Here is a 10,570-nt window from a genome sequence, read left to right on the forward strand (position 1 = left end):
CTCCTCGCTTTGCTACGCAGCACCGCCTTCGGGCCGCAGATGCACGACATAAAGCTTGCGGGTGGTGGCATGAATCGTCCACTCGCCGCGCCAGCCGATAGGCAGCACCAGCAGCTCGCCCGGGCCGACGTCGCGCTCGGCCCCATGCGGCCCATGCAAGGTCACGCGGCCCGAGACGATGTGGCAGATCTCCGAATTGTCGTCGCGGCTCGCGGTGAAGCGGCCGGGCGAGCATTCCCACACGCCGACCTCCACCAGCCCGTCGTCGGAGGTCCACAGCACCTTGCTCGCTTCCATCTGGTCGCCTTCGACGGAGGTCGGCTTGGGCTGCGGCGGGCCGAGGTCGACGGCCGCCAGATGCGCGAAAGTCTTGAAGTCGATCATGTGCGGATAAATCCCTGGAAGGCGATCAGTGGCCGGTGAGCCGGTCGGCGAAGGCGGCGAGCCGCGAGGTGCGCGGCAGGCCCCTCGCCTCGCGCTCGTCGGCGATGCGGTAGAGCTGGTACATGGAATGCACCCCGAGCCAGCGCAGCGGTTCCGGCTCCCATTTGCGCACCTGCCGGTTGACCCAGGGCAGGCGGGTCAGCTCGGTGTCGCGGCCGAGCAGCAGGTCGCGCAGCGTGCGGCCCGACAGGTTCGAGCTCGATACGCCCAGGCCGACATAGCCGCCGGCCCAGCCGATGCCGGTGTTTTGGTCGAAGCCGCAGGTCGTGCACCAGTCGCGCGGTACGCCGAGCACGCCGCACCAGGCGTGGTCGAGGCGCAGGCCCCTGGTCTGCGGCAGCAGCGTGGTCAGGATCGTGTGCAGCTTGTCGATGGTCGCCCGCTGGGTGCGGCCGCGCACGTCGGTCTTCGAGCCGAAGCGGTAGGGCACGCCTCGGCCGCCCATGGCGATGCGCCCCTCGCGGGTGCGCTGGGCATAGCAATAGGCGTGTGCGGCATCACCCAGCACCTCGTAGCCATCCCAGCCGATCTCCTTCCACAGGCTCTCCGGCAGCGGTTCCGTCACCACGATGGCGCTGTTCAGCGGCAACCACAGCCGCTCGTGCCCGGCAATCCCGGCGGTGAACCCTTCGGTGGCGCGGACGATCTTTTCGGCGCGCACGATGCCGCGGTCGGTGGTGACCTTGCCCTTGTCGATGGCGAGCACCGTCGTCTGCTCGTAGATCGGCACGCCGAGCCGCGCCACGGCGGCGGCCAGCCCCTGCACCAACTTGGCCGGCTGCACGCGCGCTACCTTCTTGATCACGAAGGCGCCGAGCACGTTGTCGACGGCGATGCGCCGGCCGGCTTCGGCGCCGTCGATGTAGCCGACGCGGTCCTCCGTCAGTTCCCACGACCTTGCGTGCTCGTACATCGCCTTGGCGCGCTGCAACTGCGCCTCGTTGGTCGCGACCAGGAGCTCGTCGGTGCGGCGGATGTCGGCGTCGATGCCTTCGGCCTCGGCAATCGCGATCACCTCGTCGACCGTGCCCTGCATGGCGCTCTGCATGGCGACCACGGCACCGCGCGACGAGGTTTTCTCGTATTTCTCGCGAGACCAGCTGAAGCCGCCCGACAGCCAGCCGCCGTTGCGGCCCGACGCGCCGAAGCCGGCGAACTCTTTTTCCACGATGACGATGCGCAGCGAAGGCTCGGCCTTCTTCAGGTAATAGGCCGTCCACAGCCCGGTATAACCCGCGCCGACGATGCAGACATCCGCGTCGATGTCGCCGGGCAGCGGCGGCCGAGGGGCGGGCGGGCCGCCGATGTCGGCATACCAGAACGACACGTTGCCGTTGACCTTGGCGTCCATGCGATCGATTCCAATGAGAAGGTCAGGTGAGGGTGAGGTCGGCCGTGGCATCGTCGGCCAGCAGTTTTGCATCGCCGCCGGAAAACAGCAGGTCGACCTCCTCGCCGATGGCAAAACTTTCGGCGTCGAGGCCGGAGCGCACGATCGCCTTCGACCCGTCGGCCAGCACCACCTCGTATTTCGAGCCGGAGCCGAGATAGATCGCCTCGCCGACGCGGCCGGACAGGCGGTTGCGGCCGTTTTCGGCCGTCGCGCCGGGGCGGGCGAGCGCCAGCTTCTCGGGCCTGAGCAGCATCACCGGCGTGCCGCCATTGGCAAGGCGGCCGGCGGTCGCGACTTTCTGGCCGCCGATGTCCAGTGCCGTCTCGCCGCCCGAGGTCGCGGCGGGTCCGCGCAGGATGGTGGAATCGCCGATGAACTTGCCGACGAACAGCGTCGCCGGCTCGTCATAGAGTTCGCGGCCGGTGCCGATCTGCTCGATGCGGCCCTGGTTGAACACGGCGATGCGGTCGGACAGCACCAGCGCCTCCTCCTGATCGTGCGTGACATACACGAAGGTGGTGCCGAGCTCGCGGTGGATGCGCTTGATCTCGAGCTGCAGCCATTCGCGCAGCTTCTTGTCGAGCGCCCCGAGCGGCTCGTCCATCAGGAGCAGCGGCGGGTCGAACACGGTGGCGCGGGCCAGCGCCACGCGCTGCTGCTGGCCACCGGACAGCTCGCTCGGATAGCGATGGCCGAAATCCACCATCTTGACCATGTCGAGCGCCTTGTTGACGCGCCGCTCGCGCTCTGCTCCGGAAATGCCGCGCAGGCCGAGCGGATAGGCGACGTTGCGGGCGACGGTCATATGCGGGAACAGCGCGTAGTGCTGGAACACCACGCCGATGTTGCGCTTGTGTGCGGGCACGCCGACGACGCTGCGGCCGCCCACCTCCAGCGCGCCGGAGCTCACCTCGGTGAAGCCGGCGATGACGTTGAGCGTCGTCGTCTTGCCGGAGCCGCTCGGGCCCAGCAGCGTCATGAACTCGCCCGGCTCGATATGCAGCGACACGTTGTCGAGCGCGGCGAAGTTGCCGTAGCGCTTGCTGACGGCGCGGATGTCTATGGCAGCGCCGCGTGTGCCCGATGGTGCCATGTCAGCGCCTCCCCTGGCGTGAACCGATGATCAGCCCGGCGCCGATCACCAGCGAGGTGACGAGGAACAGGATGGTTCCGACGGCCGCGACGGTCGGGTCGGCGTCGCGGGTGATGCTGGAATAGATCTGCACGGGAAGCGTCTTCAGATAGGGGCTGGTGATGAACAGCGCGACGATGATCTCGTCGAAGGAGGTCACGAAGGCGAACAGCAGGCCGGACAGCATGCCCGGCGCGATCAGCGGCAGGGTGACAGTGCGGAACGCCGTCAGCCGGCTGGCGCCGAGGCTGGTGGCGGCGACCTCCAGCCGTCTGTCGAACACCTCCAGGCTCGCTGATACGGCGATGATGACGAAGGGGATGGCGAGCATGGTGTGCGCCAGCACGAAGCCGGTCATGGTGCCGACCAGATGCGTGTCGAGATAGACGGCATAGATGCCGACCGCCAGCACCACGCCTGGCACCACCATCGGCGTGATCAGCAAGGCCCGCAGCACGCCGCTGGCCCGGCTCTTCATGCGGTCGAGCCCGAAGGCGGCGAGCGTGCCGAGCACGGTGGCGACCAGCGCCGTCACCGTGGCGACCTTGAGCGAGCTGAAGAAGCTCGAGGACCAGTCGGTATTGGTGAAGAAGTTGTGGTACCACTGCCAGGAGAAGCCGTCCGGCGGGAAGGCCAGCGACTTCTTCTCGTTGAACGACATCGGCACGACCACGAAGGTCGGCGCCACCAGCCAGACGGCGACCAGCAGGCAGAACAGGCCGAGAAGGATGCGGGAAGGCAGCTTCACCGGCGCTCCCCCTGGCGGTGCGGCTGGCGCATCAGCGGCGCGGCGATGGCCAGCAGCACGAAGGTGGCGATGAGCAGCACCACGCCCATGGCGCCGCCGCGGCCCCAGTTGAGCAGGCTGAGCACCTGGTTCTGGATCAGCGTCGACAGCATGGTCGAGCGCGGCCCGCCGAGCAGCGCCGGGGTGATGTAGAAGCCGAGCGCCAGGATGAAGACGATGATGGCGCCGGCATAGACGCCGGGCAGCGACAGCGGCAGGTAGACCTGGAGGAAGGCGCGCGCCGGGCTGGCGCCGAGGCTGCGCGCCGCCTGCACCAGCCGGAGGTCGATGGTTTTCATCACCGAATAGAGCGGCAGGATCATGAAGGGCAGCAGCACCTGCGCCATGCCGATGACCACGCCGGTCTGGGTGCGGATCAGCCGGACCGAGCCGAGGCCGAGGCCGCGCAGGACGGAATTGATGACGCCGGAATCCTGCAGCAGGATGACCCAGGCCAGCGTGCGTACCACACCGCTCACCCAGAAGGGCACCAGCACGCACAGGATGAGCGCCAGCCGCAGCTTCGGCCCGACCGCCGTCATCACATAGGCATAGGGGTAGCCGCAGACGAGGCAGACCACCGCCACCCAGGCCGAGATGACGAAGGTGCGCTGCAGGACGATGAGGTTCACCGGCGTGCCGAAGAACCAGAAGTAGTTCTGCAGGCCCCATCGCGGCTCGGCGAAGCTGCGCATCACGATCATGGCGAGCGGCAGGCCGAGCACGGCGACCAGCAGCAGCAGCGCCGGCACGACCAGCCAGAACGGCCCGCCGGACAGGCGCCGGCGCGGCTCGCCCGCGGCGGCCGGCGCCGAAGCTGTCCGGCCGCCGGTCGCGGCTATGTCGCTGCCCGCCATGGGTCCCGGCGTCCGCGCGGCCTCAGTTGCCGGCCATCAGGCCGGCCCACTTCTCGTTGGCCGCGTCGAAATTGGCGACCCAGAACTTCATGTTCTGCTGGAAGCCGAGCTTCAGCTTGTCGGGCGTGTTGGTCATGAACGACGCGGTGACCTCGTCGACCTCGGGCTTGGCGTCCTTGTGGATCGGCGTGTAGGACGTATCCTTGGCCAGCACCTCCTGCGCGCTCTTGCCGACATAGGCGTTGATCAGCGCATGCGCGGCGTCCGGATCCTTGACGCCGACGGGGATGGTCATCTGGTCCATCACCACCAGCCAGTCCTTCCACACCGGCGTGTAGGCCGCGCCGTTCTTCACCGCGGTCATGGCGCGGCCGGTCCACATCACGATCATGTCGGCCTCGCCGGATTCGGCGAGCTGCTGCGATTCCGCGCCGGTCTTCCAGTAGATGGTGTCGGGGCCGAGCGTGCGCATCTTCTCGATGCCCTTGTCGATGTCGGCCGGCGTCAGGTTGTCGATCGGCTGGCCGGCAGCCAGCAGCGCCTGCTCGAGCAGGCCGCCGGAAAAATCGCCGCTGCCGTCGACGGCGCGGATGCCGGGGAACTTCTCGGTGTCGAAGAAGTCCTTCCAGTCCTTGGGCGGGTTATCCTTGTAGGTGTCGTTCTTGTACATCAGCACGACGCCGTAGTTCATGGCCGGCACGCTGCACTCGCTGACCTGGCCCTCGGGGATGTTGGAGATGTCGATCTTGGAGAAGTCGAGCTTCTGGAACAGCGAGCCGCAATAGACGTAGGGCGGGAAATCGGCGGTGTCGACGACGTCCCAGGTGACGTTGCCGCTTTCGACCTGCGCCTGCACCTTGGAAATCTCGGTCGGCCCGTCGTTGAGAAGGGTGACGCCCGACTTGTCGACGAATTCCTTGAGCGCCGCCACCTGGCCGTCCTGGTAGATGCCGCCATAGGAGGCGAAGGTCAGCGTCTTGCCCTTGAGCGAGCCTTCCGCGACCTCGCCGGCCACCGGCTTCGACTGGGCAAGTGCAGCCGTCGTCGCCATCAGCAGGGCGAAGCCTGCCGCCTTTCCGACTGTCATTCTCATTGAAGTTCTCCCATTTATTTTCGACTCGCGCTTGTGTCACCCGGATGCGAGCGGTTTCCGGGCCATGTATCGGTCGAGCTCAACCGGACCGCTGGTCGGCGGGGCGATGATCCACAGCACCTCCGCCGGCGTGTCGCCGACATTGGCGGTGCGATGCGGCGTCGAGGTGGCGTATTCGACGCTGTCGCCCTCGCGCAGGACGAAGCGTTCCTCGCCCAGCGTCAGCTCGACGGTGCCCTTGAGCACCACGAACATCTCGTGCCGCCCGCCATGCGTGTAGGCCTCGGCGCCGGTCGAGCCGCCGACGTCGAAATGGCCGGCATAGACCTCGAACTCGTGGATCGGCCGGCGCGACAGCAGCATCTTGCGGCAGCCCTCGCTCACCGGCAGCGCCGGCCGCGCCTCGCGGCGCAGCACCTTGTGGCGCGGCGCGTCGCTGTCGTCGAACAGGTCCTTGATGCCGAGGTCCAGCGCGGCGGCGATGCGGATCAGCGTGCTGCTGCTGGCGCCGCACAGATTGCGCTCCAGCTGGCTGATGAAGCTCGCCGTCGTGCCGGTCATCTCGGCGAGCTGGCGCAGCGAAACGCGGCGGGCGGTGCGGAACGCCTTGATGCGCGGCCCGACGCCGTTGGGCTTGTCGGCCTCCGGTGCCGCTTCGTCGACAACGGCATTGGCGGCATTCCTGCTCGGCATGGTTCCACCTCTCACTTAACACCCTATTAAGTGAACCGGTCGCGCGCAAGACGGAATCGACGCGCCGCGTCGTGAATCGCGGTTGCCGGGCCGTTGCCGGTATGTTTCGCTGCCGGAAAGTTCCCGACGCCCGGCAGGACAATGCGGATCACGACGATCAAGGCCTACCGCCTTCTCCAGCCCTTCGTCGACGGGCCGTACAGGATGTCGAAGGCGCGCCAGGCCGATGCCTTCGACGCGGTGATCGTGGCGCTGACCGCCGATGACGGGCTGACCGGCTGGGGCGAGATGGCGCCGCTTGGCACCTTCTATTCCGCCGCCTTCGCCGCCGGCGCCGAGAAGGGCACCGCCGAGATCGCCCCGCACCTGCTCGGGGCCGATCCGCGGGCGCTTGCGCAGGTCGGCCGGCTGATGGACACGGTGTTCAAGGGCCATCCCTATGTGAAGTCGGCGCTCGACATGGCCTGCTGCGACCTTGCCGCGCGCGCCGCCGGCGTGCCGCTGGTCACCATGCTCGGCGGCCGCGAGAGCGACACCGCCGAGCTCTACAAGGTCGTCACCCACGGGCCGGCCGACGCCATGGCGAAGCTGGCGGCACGCTTCGTCGGCGACGGCTTCAACCGCATCCAGGTGAAGGTCGGCGGCGGTGTGCGCGGCGACATCGAGCGTGTCGCGGCGGTCGCCGCCGCGGTGCCGAAGGAGACCGTGATCTTCTGCGACGCCAATGCCGGCTGGACGCCGTTCCAGGCAAGGCAGTTCGCCGACGCCACCCGCGCCATCGACTATGTGTTCGAGCAGCCCTGCGCGACGATCGACGAGTGCCTGTCGGTGCGCCGCTCGCTCGACAAGCCGATGGTGCTGGACGAATCCGTGGTTACCCTCGACGACCTGCTCGACATCCACCGCAAGGGCGCTGCCGACGGCCTGACGCTGAAGATCTCGCGCCTCGGCGGCGTGTCGAAGACCAGGCAGTTGCGCGACCTCGCCGTCGACCTCGGCTTCATGGTCACCGTCGAGGATACCGGCGGCGCCGAGATCGACACGGCGGCCATGGCGCACCTGTCGCTGTCGACGCCACAGGAGCGCCGGCTGCACGCCATCGCCTTCCACGAATGGGTCACAGTGCGGACGGCCGCCAACTGCCCGCCGGTGAGCGGCAGCCGCATGGGCATTCCCGACGGCCCCGGCCTCGGCATCGACGTGCTGCCGGAACGGCTCGGCAAGCCGTTCCTGGAGATTTCGGGGAAGTGACTTTGAGCCCTGCAAGAGACAGGGGTGATCGCGTAGGAGTTTACCCCCACCCCTGACCCCTCCCCACAAGGGGGAGGGGAACCGGCATTTCCGTTTGGCGCCAATCGTCAACCGGTTTTGCGCGGCATGGCGGCCGGCAAGGTCCCCCTCCCCCTTGTGGGGAGGGTCAGGGGTGGGGGTAGCAGGGTCTAGTTTCCCCTCGAGGGGGAGGCGCCGGACGAGAGGCTGTCTGGCGTATTCCGCCGACGGCCGGAAATACCTCAGGCCAGCCCTTCCGCCTTCAGCGTCGCCTGCACCGCGGGCCGCGCCGCGATGCGGGCATGGTAGGCCTCGAGCGCGGCCGGCAGCGCGATGTCCAGGCCGGGGGCCCAGCTCGCCATGACGAACAGGTAGGCGTCGGCGCCGCTGAAATCGTTGCCGAACAAATAGTCGCCCTTGAGCTGGCCGGCGAGGTAGTCGAAGCGTTCGCCGAGCACCTGCTTGTTGATCGCCTTCATCTCGTCGCCCGGCAGGAACATATAGGCGAGGAACGGCTTGTGCAGCTCCTCCGTCATGAAGCCGAGCGCCTCGATCATGCGGATGCGGCCGAGCGGCCCGGGCGGGATGAGGTGCGGCGCCTGCTCGGCGATCCAGGTGATGATGGCGACGTTCTCGGTCAGCACCTCGCCTTCGTCGAGGACGAGCGCCGGCACGTAACCCTTCGGGTTGACCCTGGTGAAGTCGTCGCCGGCCTCGGTCGTGCGGGTGGGAATGTCCACCTTGACCATCTCATAGCCGAGGCCGGCCTCGTTGAGGGCGATGTGGGGCGCCTGGCTGCAGGCGCCGGGGGCGAGATAGAGCTTCATTGCACAAGATACTCCGCGAGGTTGTCGAGCGTCTCCTCCCAGCCGACGCGATGGCCGTCGCGCGAGGCGTAGGACAGGAAGAAGGCCTGGTGCAGGGTGAGCATGGTGCCGCCGTCGTCATCCTTCAGCGTGATGGTGACGACCGTTTCGTGCTCGGGCATGCCCTTGTCGTCGAGCCAGCGGTGCGAGAACACGATCCTCTCCGGCGGCACGATCTCCCTGTAGGTGCCGGCGAGCCAGTGATCGGTCCCGTCGGGATCGCGCATGCAGGTCTTGAACCATCCGCCCGGCCTTATGTCGCCTTCCGAGAAGGGCAGCGTAAAACCTTTCGGGCAGCACCAGCGGTTGAGCCGGTCGGGCTCGGTCCAGCATCGGAATACCAGCTCGCGCGCCGCGTCGAAGCGGCGGCGAATGGTGAGCTCCGGGCGGGTTTCGGCGCGGACGTTCATGAGTTTCCTCCCTGGTCGAGCGTGGCGAGAAGCTCCTCCAGCCGCTCGTAGCTCTGGCGGGCGCCCCATTCCATGCCGGAAGCCGCCATGCCGTCGCGTTCGGCGACGCTGTCGAAGCGCGACACCGCCGTCAACTGCGTGCCGCCTTCGATCTCCTCGAAGATCTGGGTGTTGACGATGCGCTTGTCCCGGTAAGGCCCTTCCATCGCGAAGGTGTTGACCAGCCGCTCCGGCGCGACGAATTCGAGATAGTCGCCGAAGAAGATATAGCGGTTGCCCTGCGGATCGGACTGCTCGACCCGGTATTGTCCGCCGGCGCGCGGGTCGAACGCGGTGATGGTGTTCTTGTGGTCGCGCGGACCCCACCAGGCGGCGAGATGTTCGGGCCGCGTGAAGCAGCTCCACACCAGCGCGCGCGGGGCGGCGAAGCTGCGGCGCATCAGGATCACCGGACGGCCCTTCGGCAGGGCGAGGATCAGCGCGCCGGGATCGTTCCTGGCCGCCGCGGCGGCGTGCAGCTCGAGCTTGTCGATCTGCTGGGTCAGGCCTTCCTCCATGCCCGCCAGGCTCTCGGCCGCGGCCGGATCGGCGAAAATGACGTCGGCCTTGATCGCCACGCGGGTGCGTTCGCCCTCTTCCGCGAAGGTGACGGTAAACAGCGATTCGACCAGAAGCTTGCCGCCTTCGCGATACTCGGTCGTGAAGACCAGGCGCTCCGGCGGCGCGACCTCCACCACCTTGCCGTGGTTGGCGAAGACGAAGCCGCCCGGCGCGCGGAAGTCGATGCGCAGCCTGCCGCCGGGGCGGGCGTCGAAGACGGCGTCGGGGACGGTGAAGTCGTGCGGCGCCCACCAGCGCAGCAGGTGCTTCGGCTCCGTCCAGATGCGGAACATCAGGTCGCGCGGCGCGTCGAAGACGCGGCTGACCAGCACGCCGGGCTGCGCGGCCTCAGCGATCCTTTGGGTCGCTTCCATGCTTCTCTCCTTTCTGCAGTTCCTTGAGATAGGCGTCGAGCCGGTCGAAGCTCTCGTCCCAGAACCGGCGGTAGTTTTCGAGCCAGCCGGCGAGGTCGCGCAGCGGCTCGGGACGGAATTTGCGCGGCCGGAACTGGGCGGTGCGGCCCTGCTCCACCAGGCCGGCGCGCTCCAGCACCTTGAGGTGCCTGGACACGGCCGGCAGGCTCATGTCGAACGGCTCGGCCAGCTCGTTGACCGTCGCCTCGCCGGTCGCCAGCCGCGCCAGGATCGCCCGCCGCGTCGGGTCGGCCAGCGCCTGCAAGGTCATGCTCAGCCGGTCGGTGCTCATTATTCAACTGACGAGTTAATTAACATACCGGTTAAATAAATCGATCCGATGTCATTGTCAAGCAGGTTCGGTCGAGTCGTCTTGAGCAGGTTTTGTTCTGCGCCGCCGGAGCATTGCGCCGCCGGTACGGCGGCGCAATGGCTCCGCATCTCCCCTCGCATTCGGCTTGCTCGACAACTTTGGACAGGGGACAGTTTTACCCCGACTCCCTGGAGACCCGAAGAACGGCGTTGACGTTGGGGCCGCGTGCGATTCTGCTGGGATCATGATTCGCGGCGGCTTTCTGTCGAAGGATGGACGAGCACACCTCGAGGCGCTGGT

Annotated in this window: 12 protein-coding genes; 1 reads left to right on the forward strand and 11 read right to left on the reverse strand. The window is 67.6% G+C overall.

The window, feature by feature from the left end; genetic code table 11:
- Positions 1 to 12 precede the first annotated feature (12 nt).
- The 7 genes from C7I84_RS14290 to C7I84_RS14320 are packed head-to-tail and all read right to left on the reverse strand — an operon-like array spanning position 13 to position 6,399.
- Complete coding sequence (locus tag C7I84_RS14290) at positions 13 to 384, reverse strand: cupin domain-containing protein (RefSeq protein WP_106772863.1); 372 nt, start codon at positions 382 to 384, stop codon at positions 13 to 15.
- 25 nt (positions 385 to 409) lie between these two features.
- Positions 410 to 1,795, reverse strand: coding sequence for an NAD(P)/FAD-dependent oxidoreductase (locus tag C7I84_RS14295; RefSeq protein ID WP_106772864.1), 1,386 nt, complete (start codon positions 1,793 to 1,795; stop codon positions 410 to 412).
- 22 nt (positions 1,796 to 1,817) lie between these two features.
- Complete coding sequence (locus tag C7I84_RS14300; RefSeq protein WP_106772865.1) at positions 1,818 to 2,930, reverse strand: ABC transporter ATP-binding protein; 1,113 nt, start codon at positions 2,928 to 2,930, stop codon at positions 1,818 to 1,820.
- Between the two features lies 1 nt (position 2,931).
- Entirely contained in the window at positions 2,932 to 3,717 is a 786-nt protein-coding gene (locus tag C7I84_RS14305) for an ABC transporter permease (protein ID WP_106772866.1), read from the reverse strand.
- Positions 3,714 to 4,613, reverse strand: a complete 900-nt coding sequence (locus C7I84_RS14310) for an ABC transporter permease (protein WP_106772867.1) — start codon at positions 4,611 to 4,613, stop codon at positions 3,714 to 3,716. The genes C7I84_RS14305 and C7I84_RS14310 overlap by 4 nt, the downstream gene beginning before the upstream one ends.
- 22 nt (positions 4,614 to 4,635) lie before the next feature.
- Positions 4,636 to 5,706 carry an extracellular solute-binding protein gene (locus tag C7I84_RS14315; protein ID WP_106772868.1) on the reverse strand — a complete coding sequence of 357 codons (1,071 nt, stop codon included), beginning with the start codon at positions 5,704 to 5,706 and terminating at the stop codon, positions 4,636 to 4,638.
- A gap of 36 nt (positions 5,707 to 5,742) precedes the next feature.
- Positions 5,743 to 6,399, reverse strand: coding sequence for a helix-turn-helix domain-containing protein (locus C7I84_RS14320; RefSeq protein WP_106772869.1), 657 nt, complete (start codon positions 6,397 to 6,399; stop codon positions 5,743 to 5,745).
- A gap of 141 nt (positions 6,400 to 6,540) precedes the next feature.
- On the opposite strand from C7I84_RS14320, the gene C7I84_RS14325 reads away from it, so the two are divergent.
- Positions 6,541 to 7,650, forward strand: a complete 1,110-nt coding sequence (locus C7I84_RS14325) for a mandelate racemase/muconate lactonizing enzyme family protein (RefSeq protein WP_106772870.1) — start codon at positions 6,541 to 6,543, stop codon at positions 7,648 to 7,650.
- A 260-nt stretch (positions 7,651 to 7,910) separates the two neighbouring features.
- Here the strand turns inward: C7I84_RS14325 and C7I84_RS14330 are convergent, their stop codons facing one another.
- The 4 genes from C7I84_RS14330 to C7I84_RS14345 are packed head-to-tail and all read right to left on the reverse strand — an operon-like array spanning position 7,911 to position 10,249.
- Positions 7,911 to 8,495 (reverse strand): glutathione S-transferase N-terminal domain-containing protein, encoded by a 585-nt coding sequence (locus C7I84_RS14330; protein WP_106772871.1) that lies wholly within the window; start codon positions 8,493 to 8,495, stop codon positions 7,911 to 7,913.
- The gene (locus C7I84_RS14335) at positions 8,492 to 8,944 is read right to left on the reverse strand and encodes an SRPBCC family protein (protein WP_106772872.1); all 453 of its coding nucleotides are present in this window, start codon (positions 8,942 to 8,944) and stop codon (positions 8,492 to 8,494) included. Before C7I84_RS14335 ends, C7I84_RS14330 begins: the two co-directional genes overlap by 4 nt.
- On the reverse strand, positions 8,941 to 9,918 hold the full coding sequence (locus C7I84_RS14340; protein ID WP_106772873.1) for an SRPBCC family protein: 978 nt from the start codon (positions 9,916 to 9,918) through the stop codon (positions 8,941 to 8,943). Before C7I84_RS14340 ends, C7I84_RS14335 begins: the two co-directional genes overlap by 4 nt.
- Positions 9,893 to 10,249: an ArsR/SmtB family transcription factor gene (locus C7I84_RS14345; RefSeq protein ID WP_106772874.1), complete on the reverse strand. Its 357-nt coding sequence runs from the start codon at positions 10,247 to 10,249 to the stop codon at positions 9,893 to 9,895. The genes C7I84_RS14340 and C7I84_RS14345 overlap by 26 nt, the downstream gene beginning before the upstream one ends.
- Positions 10,250 to 10,570: the final 321 nt, after the last annotated feature.

This window comes from Kumtagia ephedrae (assembly GCF_003012745.1).
Taxonomy (GTDB): domain Bacteria; phylum Pseudomonadota; class Alphaproteobacteria; order Rhizobiales; family Rhizobiaceae; genus Kumtagia; species Kumtagia ephedrae.

Coding starts and splice junctions, on each gene's coding strand:
- C7I84_RS14300 (WP_106772865.1), bottom strand. CDS start 2,930: ATGGCACCATCGGGCACACGCGGCGCTGCCATAGACATCCGCGCCGTC.
- C7I84_RS14325 (WP_106772870.1), top strand. CDS start 6,541: ATGCGGATCACGACGATCAAGGCCTACCGCCTTCTCCAGCCCTTCGTC.
- C7I84_RS14295 (WP_106772864.1), bottom strand. CDS start 1,795: ATGGACGCCAAGGTCAACGGCAACGTGTCGTTCTGGTATGCCGACATC.
- C7I84_RS14340 (WP_106772873.1), bottom strand. CDS start 9,918: ATGGAAGCGACCCAAAGGATCGCTGAGGCCGCGCAGCCCGGCGTGCTG.
- C7I84_RS14320 (WP_106772869.1), bottom strand. CDS start 6,399: ATGCCGAGCAGGAATGCCGCCAATGCCGTTGTCGACGAAGCGGCACCG.
- C7I84_RS14315 (WP_106772868.1), bottom strand. CDS start 5,706: ATGAGAATGACAGTCGGAAAGGCGGCAGGCTTCGCCCTGCTGATGGCG.
- C7I84_RS14290 (WP_106772863.1), bottom strand. CDS start 384: ATGATCGACTTCAAGACTTTCGCGCATCTGGCGGCCGTCGACCTCGGC.
- C7I84_RS14330 (WP_106772871.1), bottom strand. CDS start 8,495: ATGAAGCTCTATCTCGCCCCCGGCGCCTGCAGCCAGGCGCCCCACATC.
- C7I84_RS14335 (WP_106772872.1), bottom strand. CDS start 8,944: ATGAACGTCCGCGCCGAAACCCGCCCGGAGCTCACCATTCGCCGCCGC.
- C7I84_RS14345 (WP_106772874.1), bottom strand. CDS start 10,249: ATGAGCACCGACCGGCTGAGCATGACCTTGCAGGCGCTGGCCGACCCG.
- C7I84_RS14310 (WP_106772867.1), bottom strand. CDS start 4,613: ATGGCGGGCAGCGACATAGCCGCGACCGGCGGCCGGACAGCTTCGGCG.